Source organism: Arthrobacter sp. YD4, from assembly GCF_030410515.1.
GTDB lineage: Bacteria > Actinomycetota > Actinomycetes > Actinomycetales > Micrococcaceae > Arthrobacter.
In genome coordinates this window covers 129,476-147,899 of record NZ_JAUHHD010000004.1, presented here as the reverse complement: position 1 = coordinate 147,899, position 18,424 = coordinate 129,476, and the positions used below count along the sequence as shown (strand labels likewise).

Genomic DNA, 18,424 nt, shown 5'->3' with positions numbered 1-18,424 from the left:
ATTCTCCGTGTGTCAGTTGACGAGAGCGGGGTAGTTGGCGGTCCACTGGTCCAGTAGATCCTTGTGGGGCGTGATGAAGTGCTCTTCCGTGTACTTCGCCTGCGTGATCGCGAGCTGACCGCGCTCGACACGGTCGTAGGCGATCTGGGTCCGCGAGTAATCCTGCTCGCCCAGGCTCGGCTGGTAGACGGCGGCGGCGGCGGAGTTCGCGTTGTAGACCTCCGGGCGGTAGATCTTCTGGAACGTCTCCATGGTGCTGATCGTGCCGATGAGCTGCAGGTTGGAGTAGTCGTTGAGCAGATCGCCGCGGAAATAGAAGGCAAGCGGCGCAACGCTGCCGCGTGGCATGAAATAGCGGACCTGAAGCCCCATCTTTGCGAAGTACGCGTCGGTCAGTGAGAACTCGTCCTGCTGGTACTCGACGCCCAGGACCGGGTGCCGGTTCTCCGTTCGCCGGTAGGTCCTGCTTGTCGAGACGCTGATGCACACCACGGGCGGCTGCGGGAAGCGTTCCCGGCATGCCGGGGAGTCGAGGAACTGCTGGAACAGTTTGCCGTGAAGATCGCCGAAGTCCTCGGGGATGGTGGGCTTCCCGGACTCCGCTGCTGCCGCCGGCAGCACGACGCTGAAGTCGAAGTCACGGACGTAGGAAGAGAAGTTGTTCCCGACGATCCCATGGTGGCGGACCCCGTTCAGCCGGTCGACGATCGAGATGTCGAGAACCTCGAACAGGGGGAACTGCCGATCCTTACCATCGGCGGTGAACTCTATCTGCACGGAGACGATGTCAAGGTCGATCACGTAGCGCTCCCTGTCAGGGTTGTCCCAGTCTGCGAGATCGTTGAAGCGGCGCCGCATCATGGTGAGGGCGTTGCGGAGGTTTTCCCGGCGGTGCTCGCCCCGTGCCAGGTTGGCGAAATTGGTCGTGATCCGGGAGTCCTCCGACGGGGTGTAGTCCTCGTCGAAGCGTGTGGTGCGGATGCTGAAGGTGAAGTCGTCTGCCATGTGCTGCCAATCCGTGGTGATGGGCCGGGATGGCCGTCCAGAAGAGATGTGTCAATGGTGCAGCCTGCCGACAGCTATCGAGTAACTGTGCCTTGCTATGCGCTGATATAGCATTTGCCTATGCCACATCTTTCGAGCGGACTGACCCTGCAACAGCTCCGCTACTTCATCGAAGTTGCAGCTGAAGGGTCGATCTCCGCGGCCGCCGATCTTCTCTACGTAGCCCAGCCGACCATGTCCGCGTCGATGAAAGACCTTGAGGCCCGGGTGGGCCGCGCACTCCTGGTTCGCTCCGCCCGCGGGGTCACCCTCACCGCGGACGGGGCAGAGTTCCTCGGGTATGCGCGGCAGGTCGTGGAGCAATTCGCCCTCCTCGAGCAGCGTTACCTTGGCAGGCCGCCGACGCGGCGTCTGCTGGGGGTGTCAACGCAGCACTACTCCTTCGCCGTGGACGCCTTCGTCCGGATGGTCAAGGCCACTGACGTGGCCGAATACGAGTTCTCGCTCCGTGAGTCCCGCACCTGGGACATTATCGAGGACGTCCGCACCCTCCGTAGCGAGATAGGCATCCTTTACCGAAACGATTTCAACCGCAAGGTCATCGACAAGCTGCTCCGGGAATCCGGGCTCGCGTTCACGCCACTTTTCCACGCAGATCCGCACATTTTCGTTGCACGGAACAACCCGCTGGCGTCCAAGGAGCGCGCGACCCTCGACGATCTGGCCGGCTTGCCGCGGCTGACATTCGATCAAGGTGCGAACAACTCCTTTTACTTCGCCGAAGAGATTCTCTCCACCATGTCCAGCAAGCAGGAGATCCGGGTCTCCGACCGTGCCACGATCTTCAACCTCATGATCGGGCTCCACGGCTACACGATCTCGACGGGCATTATCAGCGGGGAACTCGACCCCGAGATCGTCGCCATTCCGCTCGACGTTGACGAACGCATCGAGATCGGCTGGATCGGTCACGCCGCGATACCGCTGACCGAGCAGGCGAAGCGCTACCTCGGGGAATTGCGGGCCGTGGTCTCTGAGTTCGGGATAGGGCTACTCGGCTGACTGCAACCGGTAAGGCGGGTGCCACCCCCGCGGCGCGTTCCTGTTGCGCCAAATGTGATCTGGGATAAGCTCCAAAGATGGCACCGCGGAGTTTTCTCGAATGGCCGGTTATCCGGCAGCTCAGCACCGGCGATTTGCTCGGGCGGGGTCCCTCCGTGACCTCGCCCAAGACCCGAAGCATCGCCCCGCGGACGGCCACCGCCGATAAGGTGGTGCAAAGCGTCTGCCCGTACTGCGCCGTCGGCTGCGGCCAGCGCGTCTATGTGAAAGACGAACGCGTCGTCCAGATAGAGGGTGACCCGGATTCGCCCATCTCGCGCGGCCGGCTCTGCCCGAAGGGCTCCGCCAGCGAGCAGCTCGTCAACTCGCCCGGCCGTCAGACCAAGGTCCTCTACCGCGCCCCGCGCGCCAAGGAATGGCAGCGGCTGGAACTCTCCACCGCCGTCGACATGATCGCCGACCGCTTCATCGAAAGCCGCCGCCGGACCTGGCAGCAGACCGACGACCACGGGCGCCTGTTGCGCCGGACCATGGGCATCGCCTCCCTCGGCGGCGCCACCCTGGACAACGAAGAGAACTACCTGATCAAGAAGCTCTTCACCGCCGCCGGAGCGGTACAGACGGAGAACCAAGCCCGTATATGACACTCCGCCACGGTTCCCAGTTTGGGAGCCTCGTTTGGACGCGGTGGTGCTACGCAATCACTGCAGGACATGGCCAACGCCGACTGCATCATCATTCAGGGATCCAACATGGCCGAGTGCCATCCGGTCGGATTCCAGTGGGTGGCGGAGGCGAAGGCACGCGGAGCCAAGGTCATCCACATCGACCCCCGGTTCACCCGCACTTCGGCGGTCGCTGACAAGCACCTGCCGATCCGGGCCGGATCCGACGTCGTGCTTCTTGGCGCCCTGATCAACTACGTCATCGCCAATGACCTGTGGTTCAAGGAGTACGTGAGCGCGTACACCAACGCGGCCACGCTGGTCCACGAGGATTACCGCGACGCCGAGGACTTGGGCGGCCTGTTCTCCGGTTTCGACCCGGAGAAGGGCGCTTACGACAACTCGTCCTGGGCCTACGACGAAGCCAACGACGGTTCCATCACCGAACCCGGCGGTCCGGAACACGGCGCCGAAGCCGGGGCCCGTGCCGCCGGCGACGCGCTCGGCAGCGGCGGCCCGCCCCTCGAACACGCCGAGGTGCTCCGCGACGACACGCTGCAGAACCCGCGGACCGTTTTCCAGATTGTGAAGCGGCACTACGCCCGCTACACCCCGGACATGGTGCGCGACATGTGCGGCATCAGCGAGGCGGACTTCGCCTACCTTGCGAAGACGATCACGGAGAACTCCGGCCGCGACCGAACCACCTGCTTCGCCTACGCCGTGGGCTGGACCCAGCACTCCCTGGGCGCCCAGTTCATCCGTGCCGCCGCCATCCTGCAGTTGCTGCTAGGGAATGTGGGGCGCCCGGGCGGCGGGATCATGGCCCTGCGCGGCCACGCCAGCATCCAGGGTTCCACCGACATTCCCACGCTGTTCAACCTGCTGCCCGGCTACCTGCCGATGCCCAGTGCCGGCCGCCACGACACCCTTGAGGAGTACCTCAAGGCAAACGCCTCGAAGAATCAAAAGGGATTCTGGGCCGACGCCGACGCGTACACCATCAGCCTGCTGAAGGCGTGGTGGGGTGACGCGGCGACGGCGGAGAACGACTGGGCGTACGACTACCTGCCGCGCCTGACCGGTGCGCACGGTACCTACGAGACCGTGATGAGCATGCTTCGGGATGAGGTGGAAGGCTACTTCCTGCTCGGCCAGAACCCGGCGGTCGGCTCGGCCCACGGCCGGATGCAGCGCTTGGGCATGTCCCACCTGAAGTGGCTGGTGGTCCGCGACCTGAACATGATCGAGTCGGCGACGTGGTGGAAGGACGGCCCGGAGATCGAGTCCGGGGAACTGAGCACCGAGGACATCGAGACGGAGGTCTTCTTCCTGCCGGCGGCGACCCACGTGGAGAAGGCAGGGTCCTTTACCCAGACCCAGCGGCTGCTGCAGTGGCGCCACCAGGCGGTGGCCCCGCCGGGGGAGTGCCAGAGCGAACTGCAGTTCTTCTACGAACTCGGTCACCGGATCCGGGAGAAGCTCGCCGACTCCCAGGACGAACGCGACCGTCCGCTGCTGGACCTGACGTGGGACTACCCGACGGACGAGCACGGCGACCCGGATCCCGAGTCGGTGCTGGCCGAAATCAACGGCCGTCACCTCACCGGACCGGATGCCGGGAAGCCCCTTTCCGCCTACACCGAGCTCCGCGCCGACGGGTCCACGTCCGGGGGGTGCTGGATCTACACGGGTGTGTACGCCGACGGCATCAACCAGGCCGCCAACCGGAAGCCGGGCGAGGAGCAGGGACCAGCGGCCCCGGAGTGGGGCTGGGCGTGGCCGGCCAACCGCCGGATCCTGTACAACCGCGCCTCCGCCGACCCCGACGGCAAGCCGTGGAGCGAACGCAAGAAGTACGTCTGGTGGGACGAGGAACAAGGCAAGTGGGTGGGCGACGACGTCCCCGACTTCCCGCCGACCCTTGCGCCCGGGACCAAACCCGACCCGTCCGTGGGCGGACCGGCCGCGCTCAGCGGCGACGATCCGTTCATCATGCAGTCCGACGGCAAGGGCTGGCTCTTCGCGCCGAAGGGACTCGTGGACGGGCCGCTCCCGACCCACTACGAGGCCCAGGAATCACCGGTCGCCAACGGCCTCTACCCGCAGCAGCAGAGCCCGTCACGCCTGAAGTACCCGCGGAAGGACAACCTCAGCGCGCCCAGCGCAGGCGATCCTGGCGCTGATGTCTACCCGTTTGTGTTCACCACGTACCGGCTCACCGAGCACCACACGGCGGGCGGCATGAGCCGCTGGCTGCCGTACCTGTCCGAGCTGCAGCCGGAGATGTTCTGCGAGGTCTCGCCCGAACTCGCCGCCGAACGCGGACTGGAGCCCTACGGGTGGGCCACCATCATCTCGGCGCGCTCGGCCATCGAGGCGAAGGTGCTGGTCACGGAGCGGATGACGCCGCTGAGAGTTGGAGACCACACCGTGCACCAGATCGGGCTGCCCTACCACTGGGGGGTCGGGAACAGCGCCGTCGTCAGCGGCGACGCCGCCAACGACCTGCTGGGCGTGACCCTCGATCCCAACGTCCAGATCCAGGAAGGGAAGGTGGCCTCCTGCGACATCCGCCCCGGGCGCAGGCCGCGGGGACCGGAACTGCTGGCGCTCGTCGCCGAGTACCAGGAGCGCGCCGGGCTCACCGTGGAGACCAGCAACAGCACGGTGACCCACCCGGCCGCCGAGGGTGAACACCCGGGCGGGCAGACGCCGTGACCCGCTCATCGGCGGCTGCCCGGCACGCAGCAGATCTTGCCCGGTCCGGGCGGTGGCACCTCGCTGCCGCCCGGACACCGACCCGACGTTGGAGGACCGCATGGGCCAGCTGACCGGACCGACCGACCCCACCATCGACGCGCACTGGGAACACAACCATCCCCGCAAGGGATTCTTCACAGACACCTCCATCTGCATCGGCTGCAAGGCCTGCGAGGTGGCGTGCAAGGAATGGAACCACAATCCGCAGGACGGGAACCTGGAACTGCTGGGCTCCTCTTATGACAACACCGGGTCCCTCGGCGCCAGCACCTGGCGGCACGTCGCCTTCATCGAGCAGGGCCAGGACCGCATCGCCGAGGCGCGCGAATCCGGCCGTGCGCTGGTCAGCCTGGGCATGCCGCGCATCGGGCCGCCGCCCCAGCCCGGGGAGGTCGTCGCCGGCGCGGACACCACCCCGCCGGACACCGCCGACTTCCGCTGGCTGATGTCCTCGGATGTGTGCAAGCACTGCACGCACGCCGGCTGCCTGGACGTGTGCCCCACCGGGGCGCTGTTCCGCACCGAATTCGGCACGGTGGTGGTGCAGGACGACGTCTGCAACGGCTGCGGCACCTGCGTGGCGGGCTGCCCCTTCGGCGTCATCGAACGGCGCAGCAACGGCACCGTCAAGGTTGCCACCAGCCGCGAGGAACAGCATGCCGGGCACCCCGAGGTCCCCAACGCGGGCGTCGCCCAGAAGTGCACGCTGTGTTACGACCGGCTCGTGGCCGACGAGACGCCTGCCTGCGCCAAGGCCTGCCCGACGACGTCGATCAAGTTCGGCGACCACGACGACATGGTGCAGACCGCCAAGGAGCGCGTTGCCACCCTTCACGCCCAGGGTATGACCGAGGCGCGGCTCTACGGCGCGAACGAGAACGACGGCGTGGGCGGCACCGGCTCTGTCTTCCTGCTCCTTGACGAACCCGAGGTCTACGGCCTCCCGCCGGACCCGCGGGTTCCCACGGCCGACCTGCCGAAGATGTACCGGCGCGCCGCCGTCGCGGTGGCCGGCATGGCGGCGGCCGCCGCCGTGGCATTCCTTGGAGGACGCGAGTGACGCTTTCCGAATTCGACAGCTTCCGTCCCGCGGAACCCGCCCGACGCCGCCGCAACGGGGGCAAGCGGGGAACCGGTCGGCGCAGGGACAACGGTGACGGCTCCCGCGAAATGCCGATGGTGCCGGAGCCGGAGTTCACCTCCTACTACGGCCGCCCCGTCGTCAAGCCGGCGCCGTGGGGCGACGATGTCGCTGCGTACCTGTTCCTCGGTGGCGTTGCCGGCGGATCGGCCCTGCTGGCCGCCGGCGCCCAGCTGAGCGGACGGCCGCTGCTGAGGCGGAACGCCAGGCTCGGTGCCCTTGGCGCCGTCGGCCTTGGCGCCGCCGCCCTGGTCAAGGACCTCGGACGCCCGGAGCGCTTCCTGCACATGCTGCGCACCTTCAAGGTGACCTCGCCGATGAGCGTCGGCTCCTGGATCCTCAGCGCCTTCAGCGCCGGGGCCGGCGTCGCCGCCGCGGCTGAGGTGGACCGGCTGACCGGCGAACGGCTGCCGCTGGGACCCCTGCGGGGCGTGCTGCGCGCCGTCGAGGGCCCGGCAGGCCTCGAAGCCGCCGTCTTCGCAGGCCCGCTGGCTGCCTACACGGCCGTCCTCCTCGGCGACACCGCGACGCCGACCTGGAATGAGATGCACGGGGAACTGCCGTTCGTGTTCGTCAGCTCCGCCAGCCTGGCCTCCGCCGGGCTCGCGATGGTGACGACGCCGGTCCGTGAGGCCGGCCCCGCGCGGAACCTCGCGCTTCTAGGCGTGGTCGGGGACGTGGTGGCGATGAAGATCATGGAACGCCGGATGGACCCGGTGGCCGCGGAGCCCCTGCACAAGGGCAAGGCCGGCACCATGCTGACGTGGAGCGAACGGCTTGTCCTGGCCGGGGGACTGGGCACCCTGCTGGGAGGCCGGAACCGGATCGTGGCGGCGGCGTCGGGACTGGCGTTGCTGGCAGGTTCGGCGTTGACCCGCTTCGGCGTGTTCGAGGCGGGGCTCGCCTCGGCCAGGGATCCGCGCTACACGATCGAACCGCAGAAGCGGCGCCTGGCGGAGCGGCGGGCCGCCGGGATCACCGGCGACGCCATCACCACCGGCAGCTGACGAACCGGCCCGGGCCGACCACGCGGCGCCGGCCGCCCCGGCCGTCGGTCCGCGGGGTCTAGCGGATCCGGATGCCCTGGCCCGCCGTCGTATGACCGATCACCGGGTAGCCGGGCACCTCGCCGACCACCAGCAGGCCGCCGGAAGTCTGCGCGTCCGCCAGAAGCAGCAGGTCGTTCTCGGTGATGCCGGTGCCGGCATCGAGGTGGGCGCGCACCCAGTCCAGGTTGCGCTTGGTGCCGCCGGAGACGAACCCGTCGCGGAGCGCCTCGCGTGCCCCGTCCACCAGGGGGACAGACTGGAGGTCGATCACGGCGCCGATTCCGGAGGCGCGGACCATCTTGTAGAGGTGTCCCAACAAGCCGAAACCCGTGACGTCCGTGGCGGCTTTCGCCCCGGCGGCGACGGCGGCGTCGGAGGCGTTGCTGTTGAGGCGTGCCATCGTCTCGACCGCCTCGGCGAAGACCTCGCCGGTTTGCTTGTGGCGGTTGTTGAGGAGCCCGACGCCGATGGGCTTGGTCAGGGTGATGGGCAGGCCGGGCGCGGCGGCGTCGTTGCGCAGCAGGCGGTCCGGGTGGGCGACGCCGGTGACGGCCATGCCGTACTTGGGCTCCGGATCGTCGATGGAGTGCCCGCCCAGTACCGGGCAGCCCGCCTCGGTGGCGACGCTGAGCCCACCGCGGAGGACCTCGGTCATGAGTTCCATCGGCAGCACGCCGCGCGGCCAGCCGAGGAGGTTGATGGCCGTCACGGGCCGGCCGCCCATGGCGTAGATGTCGGACAGGGCGTTGGCCGCGGCGATGCGTCCCCAGTCGTAGGCGTCGTCGACGACCGGGGTGAAGAAGTCGGCCGTGGTCAGCACCGCCAGGTCCTCGCGGACCAGGACGGCGGAGGCGTCGTCGCCGCTGTCCAGACCGACCAGCACCTCCGGCCCGGGGTGCCCGATCAGGCCGCGGACGGCGTCCTCGAGTTCGCCCGGCGGGATCTTGCAGGCGCATCCTCCGCCGTGCGCAAAGCCTGTGAGCCGGATGGGCGCGGCGCCCTCTTCCGGCTCCCGGATGGTTGTCTGGGCCTCGGTCACCCGCCCAGCGTACCCCCAAGGCAACCCTGCTATATTGATGCGCGGTGGCGTCCGGGTCCTGGTGGGCCCCCCGGTCTTCAAAACCGGTGCGGCCGAGCATCTCGGCCTGGCGGGTTCGATTCCCGTCCGCCACCGCCAACTTCAGGCGTGACTGCCGCCGGCCGAGGAGGACCGTGGACCAGACCGACCCCCGGCGGCATATTCCGCGGACGAACGACCTGCTTGCCCTGCCCGCCATCCGGGAGGCCGCCGGACGGCTCGGCGGCCACGTCATCCGCGAAATGATCCGGGACGTCCAGGACCGGGCCCGGCGCGGCGAACTGGCCCCCGGCCAGGTGGAATCGACGCTGACGGCGGAGGTGAACGCCCGCCGTGCCACAACCCTGCGGCCGGTGCTCAACGCCACCGGGGTCATCGTCCACACCAACCTCGGACGCGCCCCGCTCTCGGACGCCGCAAAGGAAGCCCTCATCGCCGCCAGCGGCTACGTCGACGTCGAACTCGACCTCCGGGACGGCAGCCGCTCCAGCAGGGGAGCCGGCGCCCGGGCGGCGCTGCTCGCGGCCTGCCCCGCCGCGGAGGCCGCGCTGGTGGTCAACAACGGAGCGGCAGCCCTCGTCCTGGCCACCACTGCCCTGGCGGCCGGCAGGGAAGTGGTCCTGAGCCGCGGCGAACTGGTCGAAATCGGCGCCGGCTTCCGGCTGACGGACCTGATGGAATCCACCGGCGCCGTGCTGCGTGAGGTCGGCACCACGAACCGGACACACCTGGCCGACTACGCGGACGCCATCGGACCGCAGACGGGGTGCGTGCTCAAGGTCCACCCCAGCAACTTCCGGGTCGACGGGTTCACCTCAGCCGTCCCGGTCCGGGAACTGAGCCGGCTTACCCGGTCCGGCGACGTTCCCCTGGTGGCCGACCTCGGCAGCGGACTGCTGGCCCCGGACCCCCTGCTGCCCGACGAGCCCGACGTGACCTCGGCACTCCTGGACGGCGCCGACGTCGTGATCGCCAGCGGCGACAAGCTCCTGGGCGGCCCCCAGGCGGGCCTGCTGCTGGGCCGCAAGGACATCATCGACAGGCTGGCCCGGCACCCGCTCGCCCGCGCTGTCCGCGCCGACAAGCTCGCCCTCGCCGCCCTCGAAGCCACCGTGACCGCCGGCGCCACGCCCGTGTCCCAGGCCCTGCACGCCGACGCCGACGAGCTGCGCCGGCGCACGGACCGTCTCGCCGCGGCCCTCGACGTGCCGGTTGTGGCCCACGACGGCAGGGTCGGCGGCGGCGGTGCCCCCGGCGTGCCGCTGCCGGGCTGGGCACTGCGGCTGCCGGAACGACTCGCCGGGCCGCTGCGTACCGGCACCCCGGCCGTGCTGCCGCGGGTTCACGACGGCGCCTGCCTGATCGACCTCCGCTGCGTGCCCGCCGCCGACGACGACCGGATCCTCGACGCAGTCCGCCAGGCCCGGGCAGCGTTCGCTGCCGCCGGTGCCGGGGGCGACGCCTGACCCATGCACGTCATTGCCACGGCCGGACACGTTGATTCCGGCAAAAGCACCCTGGTCCGCGCCCTCACGGGAATGGAACCGGACCGTTGGGAAGAGGAGCGCCGCCGCGGGCTGACCATCGACCTGGGCTACGCCTGGACCGCGCTGCCTTCCGGCCGGGATGTCGCCTTCGTGGACGTTCCGGGACATGAGCGGTTCCTCGGGAACATGCTCGCCGGCATCGGGCCCGCGCCCGTGGTCTGCTTTGTGGTGGCCGCCGACGAGGGGTGGCAGGCGCAGTCCGGTGACCACCGGGACGCCGTCCTGGCACTCGGCATCGAGCACGGCGTGATCGTCCTGAGCCGGTCCGACCGGGCCTCGGAGCAGCGCCGCGCCGAGGTCCTGGCAAGGACCCGTGCGGAGCTCGCCGGAACCGGCCTGCGCGACGCGCCCGCCGTCGCCGTCGCCGCCATCGACGGCACCGGACTGGACGAGCTGCGGGCCGCGCTCGACGACGTCCTCGCCCGGGTGCCGGCGCCCACCCTGACCGGACGGGTGCGGCTCTGGGTGGACCGGTCCTTCACCATCACCGGCTCCGGGACCGTGGTGACGGGGACCCTGGCCGCCGGAACCCTGGCCCGCGGGGACCGGCTGATGCTCCTCGGGGACGCCACCGCACGGCCGGTGACCATCCGCGGGCTGCAAAGCTGCGACACGGCACGGACCTCGGTGGAACCGGTCAGCCGGGTGGCCTTGAACCTCCGCGACGTCGGCCCCGCCGAAATCCACCGGGGCGACGTCCTGGTCACCCCGGACGCCTGGCCCACCACCGCCGTCGTCGGCATCCAACGCGCATCGGGCCTGGAGTACACGGAGGTGCCGGAGAACATCATGGTGCACGTGGGAAGCGCCGCGGTCCCGGCCCGGCTGCGTCCGTTCGGAGCCGACCTTGCCCGCCTGGTGCTCGACCGGGCGCTGCCGCTGGTGCTGGGGGACCGGCTGGTGCTGCGGGACCCCGGCCGGCACTCCGTCCTGGGCGGCGCCCGCATTCTCGACGCCGACCCGCCCGCACTGGAGCGCCGCGGCGATGGGGCGAAATGGGCGAGGCGGCTGGCCGCGATGGACCCCGCCGGCGACCTCCCCGGCTCGGTCGCGGCCCGCGGCGCGGTCCGGGAGGACCACCTGCGGCGGCTGGGACTGCTGACCGGCCAGGACCCCGCGGGGTTTGACGACATCCACGTGGTGGGGGACTGGTGGGTGCACGCCCCCGTCCTGGAGGCATGGCAGCAGCGGCTGCGCGCGGCCGTCGAGGAGCTTCGGCAACGGGACCCGCTGGCTCCCGGGCTCTCCATGGGGGCCGCGGCCGGCCTGCTGAACCTGCCGGACGAACGGCTGCTGCCCCACGTGATCGAGGGGGCCACGCTGGAGGCCGACGCCGGCCACATCCGGGTGCCCGGCAGCCGTGACGATCTCGGCGCCGCCGAGACCGCCGTCGCCGAGATCGAACGCCGGTTGACCGCGGACCCGTTCCACGCCCCGGAGGCCGACGACCTCGCCCGGTTGGGCCTGGGCAACCGCGAACTGGCCGCGGCCGAACGCGCCGGGCGGCTGCTGCGGCTGCGGGACGGGGTGGTGCTGCTGCCCGCCGCGCCGGCCCTTGCCATGCGCGCGCTGGCTCGCCTGGACCAGCCGTTCACCACCAGCCAGGCCCGGCAGGCGCTCGACACGACCCGCCGGGTGGCCATCCCGCTCCTGGAACACCTTGATTCCCGGGGCTGGACCCGGCGCCTGGACGCGGGTCACCGTACCGTGGTGCGCTGACCCGCTCCGGCCGGGCTACGGGTTGGTGCCGCCGCTCGGGGTGCCACCACCCTGGGCACCGTCCTGGGAACCGTTTTGTGAGCCCGGTCCCGTCGGCTGGCCCTGCCCGCCGCCGCGCCGGCCCTGGCCGTTGAAGCCGCCCTGGCGGCCGTTCTGGAACCGCTGTGCGGCCTGGTGCGCCGCGTCCGTCTTGCCCATCGAGTACCCAATCGCGGCGCCGCCGCCCCCGGCGAGCAACACCGCGAGACCGGCAGCCACCAGGACCTTCGGCAGGCTCCACCAGGATTTCTTGGCGGGCCGTCCCGGGCCGGGGGCGCCGGGGCCCGGGATTCCGGGACCGGGGGTACCGGGACCTGCGGACCCGTTGCCCGGGTAGGCCGGGCCCGGGGTTCCCCACACCGGGGCCGCCGGGGCCGACGACACCGGCTGCGGCCCCGCGTTCGATGTAACCGGCCCGGCATTCGGTGCAGCCGGCCCGGTGTGCGGCACCGGCATGGTGGGCGGCGTGGTGGGGCCATAGGGCGGGGTGCCGGGGGCCTGGCCGGCGCCCTCCGGGTAGCTCTGTTCGTCCACGGTATTTCTCCTCAAAACTGGATGTTTCCGCCCCAAGTAAAGGGCAGAAGACTGGGCGGATGCTGTGATCCGGCAGGGGATCCGCCGCGCACTGGCGGGACGGGGCGGACGACGGCGGAACCGGTCCGTCATCCGGAACGCCGCGGCCAAACCCTTGGGCTGCCAACAATTTGCAGTTACGATGCAAATTGTTGCCCCGATGTGACCTGGATCGCAGGGGCCGCACACCCCTAGGCAAAGGAGCCCCGCAGTGTCCGGACCGGAGATCACCAGTGATTACTTCCTGCTCGACGACGAACTCTCCGCGGAGGAACGCGGGCTGCGGGACCGGGTCCGGGCCTTCGTCGAGGCGGACATCCTTCCCGTCATCAACGACCACTGGGAGCGGGCCGAGTTCCCCTCCGGACTGATTCCAGGCCTGGCGGGGCTGGGCATCATCGGCAGCACCATCCGGGGCTACGGCTGCCCGGGACTGAGCCGCCGCGCCGCCGGCATCGTGGCCCGCGAGATCGCCCGCGGCGACGGCTCAATCAACACCTTCGTCGGGGTCCACTCGAGCCTGGCCATGGGCAGCATCAACATGCTCGGCTCCGAGGACCAACGCCGCCGCTGGCTCCCCGCCATGGCGGCCATGGAGAAGATCGGCGCCTTCGCCCTCACCGAACCGCTGCACGGCTCCGACTCCGTCGCCCTGGAAACCTCCGCCCGACGGGACGGGGACAGCTACATCCTCAACGGCCACAAACGGTGGATCGGCAACGGCCACATGGCCGACGTCGTCGTCATCTTCGCCCGCGACGACGCCGACGGGCGGGTGAAGGCGTTTGTCCTGGAAAGGGACGACGACGGCAACCACCCGAATGGCTACCAACCCACCGTCATCACCGGCAAGATCGGCAAGCGCGCCATCCAGCAGGCCGATATCGTCATTGACAACCTCCGCATCCCGGCAGAAAACCGGCTGGAGAACTGCGCCTCCTTCAAGGACGTCACCACCGTCCTGTCCGCCACCCGCGGCGGCGCCGCCTGGGAGGCCATGGGCCACGGCATGGCCGCCTACGAGATCGCCGCCCGCTACGCGCTGGACCGGGAACAGTTCGGCCGGCCGATCGGCTCCTTCCAGCTGGTGCAGAACAAGCTCGCCAACATGCTCAGCGAACTGACCGCCATGCAGCTGATGTGCCACCGGATGGCCGAACTGGCCGAGTCCGGGCGGCTGACCGGGCCGATGGCGTCCATGGTCAAAATGTCCACCGCGCAGAAGGCCAAGTGGATCTGCGCCGAGGCCCGCGACATGCTGGCCGGCAACGGCATCCTCCTGGAGCGGCACGTCGCCCGCCACATGACCGACATGGACGTGGTCAGTACCTACGAGGGCACCGACTCCATCCAGTCCCTCCTGGTGGGCCGCGACATCACCGGCATCTCCGCCTTCAGCTGACCCCTCCACGCCGGAACGGCCTCGGCCACCGGCAGAAAGGCAGGCACCCCGTGGGCGAACCTGCAGATCGAATCGTCGACGTCTCAGTAGCGGACGGCGTCGCGCGCCTGACCATGCGCAGCGGCAGCGTCAACGCCCTGGGGCGGGACCTGCGCCGTGCGCTGGCTGCCGCGCTGGACCGCGCCGCCGCCGACCCGGACGTCACCGCCGTCCTGCTGCTCGGCCAGCCACGGGCCTTCTCCGCGGGCGCGGACATCACCGAGTTCAAGAGCACTGAACCAGAAGTTGCCGGCGCCGGGCAACCCGGCCAGGCGGACGCCCCCGACCTCCGGGCACTGGTGGCCCAGGTGGAGGACTTCCCGAAGCCCGTCATCGCCGGGATCACCGGCGTGGCCCTGGGCGGGGGGCTGGAACTCGCCATGGCCGCGCACGCCCGGATCGCCGCCCCTGAGGCCCGGCTTGGACTGCCGGAAATCACGCTGGGCCTGATCCCCGGAGCCGGTGGCACCGTCAGGCTGCCCCGCCTGGTGGGTCCCCACCGTGCCCTTTCCATGATTCTCACGGGCAAGGACGTCACCGCGGCCGATGCGCTCCGCGACGGGCTGGTCGACGCGGTGGCGGAAGACCCCGGCGCGCCCCGCGCCGTCACGGACGCCATCGCCCGGGTCAATGCCCTGCCGGCGCGGCGCACCCGGGACCGGGAGGACAGGATTGCTGAGGCGGCCGCTGCCCCCGGCACGGTGGAACGGCTCGCCGGGGCGGCGCTCGGCAAGGCCAAGGACCCGTTCGCCGCCCGTGCCGCGGTGGACGCCGTCGCGGCCGGCATCGAGGAGTCCTTCGACCGCGGGCTGGAGGTGGAGCGGGAGAAGTTCCAGGAACGGCTCGCCAGCGAAGAATCGGCGGCCCAGCGGCACCTCTTCGCCGCCGAACGTGCGGCCCGCCGCCCGGCCGGCCTGGACCCGGAGGCGGCCCGGCCCGTGCGCCGGGCCGGGGTGGTGGGCGCGGGGACCATGGGCGGCGGCATTGCCATGGCACTGGCCTCCGCCGGCATCCCCGTCACGGTGGTCGAAGCCGAACGCTCCGCCCTGGACCGCGGCCTCGTCCAGGTGGACAAGAACCTCGCCGTGTCCGTCTCCCGCGGCAGCCGGAGCGAGGGGGACGCCGCGGCACTGCGGTCCCTCATCACCGGTAGCCTCGACTACGGGGACGTCGCCGACGTCGACCTGGTTATTGAGGCCGCCTACGAGGACCTGGGCGTCAAGCAGGGGATCTTCGCCGCGCTGGACGCCGTAGTCCCTCCCGACTGCATCCTCGCCTCCAACACCTCCTACCTGAGCATCGACGTCATCGCCGCGGGCACCCGCCTGCGGTCCCGGGTGCTCGGCCTGCACTTCTTCAGCCCTGCCAACGTCATGCCGCTGGTGGAGGTGGTGCGCGGGGCCGCCACCGACGCCGCGGCCCTGGCCACCGGGGTCGCCACGGCGCGCCGGATCGGCAAGACGCCGGTCGTCGTCGGGGTCTGCCACGGATTCGTTGGCAACCGGATGCTGGAGGTCCGTTCCGCGCAGGCCGAGCAGCTGCTGCTGGAGGGGGCGCTCCCGGGCCAGGTGGACCGGGTCCTCAAGGACTTCGGATTCCGGATGGGTCCCTTCGAGATGGGGGACATGGCCGGCCTGGACATCGGGTGGCGCAACCGCAAGGCCGAGGGCACCACCGCCCCGGTCTCCGACGCGCTCTGCGAGGCGGGGCGGTTCGGCCAGAAAACCGGCGCCGGATACTACGCCTACGACGGGCGGGAGGGCCGCGAGGACCCCGAGGTGGAACGCCTGATCGTCGAGGTCTCCCACACCCAGGGAGTCACCCGGCGGGACCTCTCCGACGCCGAGATCCTCGAGCGGCTGCTGTTCCCGATGATCAACGAGGGCGCCCGGATCCTGGCCGAGGGCATCGCCGAGCGCGCCGGGGACATCGACGTCATCTGGGTCAAGGGCTACAACTGGCCCGCCTACCGCGGCGGACCCCTCTGGTACGCCGGCCACGTGGGACACGGGTACGTCGCCGAACGGCTGCGGCACTACGCCGAGCAGACCGGCGACGCCACGCTGCTCCCGGCCGGGTTCCTCGCCGGCGCATGACCGCCACCGACGGACGCAACGCACGGACCCTGCGGACCCGGCAGGTCATCCGCGACGCCCACATGGCCCTCCTCCGGGACGGCGAACTCAAACCCTCGGCCCGGCAGATCGCGGCCCGGGCCGGAGTCTCGGTCCGTGCCCTCTGGGACCACTTCAAGGACCTGGAGAGCCTCATGGCCGCGACGGCCGCCCGCCAACTGGACGACCAGGACGCCGGCGTCGCACCCGTCCCGGCGGGGCTCCCGCTGGGGGAGCGGATGGCGGCCTACTGCGCCCAGCGCGCCGCCGTGCTGGAAGCCCTGGCGCCGCTGGCGCGGGCGGCGGACGTGCAGCGGCCCTTCTCCGCGGCGCTGCAGGAGAACCTGCGCGGGAACCTGGACCGGATCAGGGTCGACGTCGAACGGCTGTTCGACGCGGAACTGGCCGCCCTGGACCCGGAACACCGCACCCGCACGGTCCTCTCCGTCTGCGCCGCGGCGGACTGGGCCACCTGGAAACTGCTGCGGGACCATCTGGGGCAGTCCCCGGAGCAGGCCCGGGCGGTCCTGGAGCACACCCTGACGGCCGTCCTGGCCGGACCCCTCACCGGACGTGAACACGAGAGAAAGCAGAACCCATGACAGCGTTGTCGCTCGCTTCGATCCTGGCCGAATCCGCCCGCAAGTACCCGGACAAGACGGCCGTGATCAGCGGGGGCAGGTCCTATTCCTACGCCACCCTGTGGCGGCAGGCCCTCAGCTACGCCGGCCAGCTGGAGGCCGCCGGGGTCCGCCCCGGGGACGTGGTGGGACTGATGGCCCCCAACGTCGTCGAATTCCCCGCCGCCTATTACGCCATCCAGGCAACCGGCGGGGTGGTGGTGCCCGTGCACCTGCTGCTGACCGTCCGGGAAGTCATTCAGGTGCTCCGCGACAGCGGCGCCACGGCGCTCCTCTGCCACCCGGCGTTCCTCGAGGTGGGACGGCAGGCGGCGGGGGAGGCCGGGATTCCCCTCCTGCTGGTCGGCCCCGCGGCGGCCGACGGCGGACCGGGCCCGGGCGCGACGGGCCGGAACGGCGACGACGGCGTCCGGCACCTCGACCCCGAGGCCCCCGGCGGACGCGAGACCTACGTGAGCCGTGAAGCGGAGGACCCGGCGGTCATCTTCTACACTTCCGGCACCACGGGCCGTCCGAAGGGCGCCATCCTGACGCACCTGAACATGGTCATGAACGCCACCGTCTCCGCCGTCGACGCCAACGACGTCCGCTCCAGCGACGTCGCCCTCGGCTGCCTGCCCCTGTTCCACGTCTTCGGGCAGACCGCCAGCATGAACGCCCTGTTCCGGCTGGGCGGCACCCTGGTGCTGCTGCCCAAATTCACCGGCGAGGCGGCGCTGGAGCTCATCACCACGCATCAGGTGGACATCTTCCACGGCGTCCCGACGATGTACATGCAGCTGCTCGCCGCCGCCGAAGGCCGGCCCGACCTGCCCACGCTGCGGCTCTGCGTCTCCGGCGGCGCGCCGATGCCGCTGGCCGTGATGGAGAAATTCAACGCCGCCTTCGACGTCACCATCTACGAGGGGTACGGCCTTTCGGAGACCTCTCCGGTGGTCTCCACCAACACGCCGCACGCCGGCGCGCGGCCCGGAAGCGTGGGCCAGGCGGTCTGGGGCGTGGAGGTCACCATCGCCGACCACCGCGAGCCGGAGCGCGTGGTCCCCATGCCCTCGGGCGAACTAGGGGAGATTCTGGTCCGCGGCCACAACGTCTTCGCCGGGTACCTGAACAACCCGGAGGCCACGCGCGAGGCCATGGTGGACGGCTGGTTCCGCACCGGCGACCTCGGCACCATGGACGAGGACGGCTTCATCTACGTGGTGGACCGGACCAAGGACGTCATCATCCGCTCCGGCTACAACGTCTACCCGCGCGAGGTGGAGGAGGTGCTCTCCCGGCACCCTGCCATCGCCCAGGTGGCCGTCGTCGGACTGCCCGATGAACTGCGCGGCGAAGAGGTCTGCGCCGTCGTGGTGCTGGACCCCGCGCACGCCGGGAACCCGCCCACCGAGCAGGACATCATCGACTGGAGCCAGCAGCACCTGGCCAAGCACAAGTACCCCCGGCATGTCCGGTTCACCGGCGAATTCCCGCTGGGGCCAAGCCATAAGGTGCTCAAGCGGGAACTGCGTCGCACGCTGGCGGGCGGTAAGGCGTAAGGGGACGACGGGTTGTAGGGAGACGGCGTCGTTAGAAGGCGGACGA

Annotated in this window: 13 protein-coding genes and 1 tRNA gene; 11 read left to right on the top strand and 3 right to left on the bottom strand. The window is 70.4% G+C overall.

Going from position 1 to position 18,424, the window contains the following annotated elements:
- Nucleotides 1-12: 12 nt before the first annotated feature.
- Nucleotides 13-1,005: a DUF1852 domain-containing protein gene (locus QWJ39_RS11845; RefSeq protein ID WP_290258032.1), complete on the bottom strand. Its 993-nt coding sequence runs from the start codon at nucleotides 1,003-1,005 to the stop codon at nucleotides 13-15.
- Nucleotides 1,006-1,125: 120 nt separating this feature from the next.
- On the opposite strand from QWJ39_RS11845, the gene QWJ39_RS11840 reads away from it, so the two are divergent.
- From QWJ39_RS11840 to nrfD, 4 genes are all read left to right on the top strand, one after another.
- Complete coding sequence (locus QWJ39_RS11840; protein ID WP_290258031.1) at nucleotides 1,126-2,067, top strand: LysR family transcriptional regulator; 942 nt, start codon at nucleotides 1,126-1,128, stop codon at nucleotides 2,065-2,067.
- 77 nt (nucleotides 2,068-2,144) lie between these two features.
- Nucleotides 2,145-5,453 (top strand): formate dehydrogenase, encoded by a 3,309-nt coding sequence (gene fdh, locus QWJ39_RS11835; protein ID WP_290258030.1) that lies wholly within the window; start codon nucleotides 2,145-2,147, stop codon nucleotides 5,451-5,453.
- Between the two features lie 100 nt (nucleotides 5,454-5,553).
- Nucleotides 5,554-6,555 carry a 4Fe-4S dicluster domain-containing protein gene (locus QWJ39_RS11830; protein WP_290258029.1) on the top strand — a complete coding sequence of 334 codons (1,002 nt, stop codon included), beginning with the start codon at nucleotides 5,554-5,556 and terminating at the stop codon, nucleotides 6,553-6,555.
- Entirely contained in the window at nucleotides 6,552-7,643 is a 1,092-nt protein-coding gene (nrfD, locus tag QWJ39_RS11825; protein WP_290258028.1) for an NrfD/PsrC family molybdoenzyme membrane anchor subunit, read from the top strand. The genes QWJ39_RS11830 and nrfD overlap by 4 nt, the downstream gene beginning before the upstream one ends.
- A 58-nt stretch (nucleotides 7,644-7,701) precedes the next feature.
- Here nrfD and selD read toward each other — a convergent pair whose 3' ends face one another.
- On the bottom strand, nucleotides 7,702-8,724 hold the full coding sequence (gene selD, locus QWJ39_RS11820; RefSeq protein ID WP_290258027.1) for a selenide, water dikinase SelD: 1,023 nt from the start codon (nucleotides 8,722-8,724) through the stop codon (nucleotides 7,702-7,704).
- A 43-nt stretch (nucleotides 8,725-8,767) separates the two neighbouring features.
- Here selD and QWJ39_RS11815 point away from each other — a divergent pair.
- The 3 genes from QWJ39_RS11815 (at nucleotide 8,768) to selB (ending at nucleotide 12,029) form a co-directional block, all read left to right on the top strand.
- A tRNA-Sec gene (locus QWJ39_RS11815) sits at nucleotides 8,768-8,862 on the top strand.
- 35 nt (nucleotides 8,863-8,897) lie between these two features.
- On the top strand, nucleotides 8,898-10,229 hold the full coding sequence (gene selA / locus QWJ39_RS11810; RefSeq protein WP_290258026.1) for an L-seryl-tRNA(Sec) selenium transferase: 1,332 nt from the start codon (nucleotides 8,898-8,900) through the stop codon (nucleotides 10,227-10,229).
- 3 nt (nucleotides 10,230-10,232) lie between these two features.
- Complete coding sequence (gene selB, locus QWJ39_RS11805) at nucleotides 10,233-12,029, top strand: selenocysteine-specific translation elongation factor (protein WP_290258025.1); 1,797 nt, start codon at nucleotides 10,233-10,235, stop codon at nucleotides 12,027-12,029.
- A gap of 15 nt (nucleotides 12,030-12,044) precedes the next feature.
- Here the strand turns inward: selB and QWJ39_RS11800 are convergent, their stop codons facing one another.
- Nucleotides 12,045-12,602 (bottom strand): hypothetical protein, encoded by a 558-nt coding sequence (locus tag QWJ39_RS11800; RefSeq protein WP_290258024.1) that lies wholly within the window; start codon nucleotides 12,600-12,602, stop codon nucleotides 12,045-12,047.
- A gap of 250 nt (nucleotides 12,603-12,852) precedes the next feature.
- Here QWJ39_RS11800 and QWJ39_RS11795 point away from each other — a divergent pair, with 250 nt between their 5' ends.
- From QWJ39_RS11795 to QWJ39_RS11780, 4 genes are read left to right on the top strand one after another with little or no spacing between them, the layout of a single operon-like run.
- Entirely contained in the window at nucleotides 12,853-14,043 is a 1,191-nt protein-coding gene (locus QWJ39_RS11795) for an acyl-CoA dehydrogenase family protein (RefSeq protein ID WP_290258023.1), read from the top strand.
- A gap of 50 nt (nucleotides 14,044-14,093) precedes the next feature.
- Nucleotides 14,094-16,178: a 3-hydroxyacyl-CoA dehydrogenase NAD-binding domain-containing protein gene (locus tag QWJ39_RS11790; RefSeq protein WP_290258022.1), complete on the top strand. Its 2,085-nt coding sequence runs from the start codon at nucleotides 14,094-14,096 to the stop codon at nucleotides 16,176-16,178.
- The gene (locus QWJ39_RS11785; protein WP_290258021.1) at nucleotides 16,175-16,798 is read left to right on the top strand and encodes a TetR/AcrR family transcriptional regulator; all 624 of its coding nucleotides are present in this window, start codon (nucleotides 16,175-16,177) and stop codon (nucleotides 16,796-16,798) included. Before QWJ39_RS11790 ends, QWJ39_RS11785 begins: the two co-directional genes overlap by 4 nt.
- Nucleotides 16,795-18,378, top strand: coding sequence for a long-chain fatty acid--CoA ligase (locus QWJ39_RS11780; RefSeq protein WP_290258019.1), 1,584 nt, complete (start codon nucleotides 16,795-16,797; stop codon nucleotides 18,376-18,378). The genes QWJ39_RS11785 and QWJ39_RS11780 overlap by 4 nt, the downstream gene beginning before the upstream one ends.
- Nucleotides 18,379-18,424 lie beyond the last annotated feature (46 nt).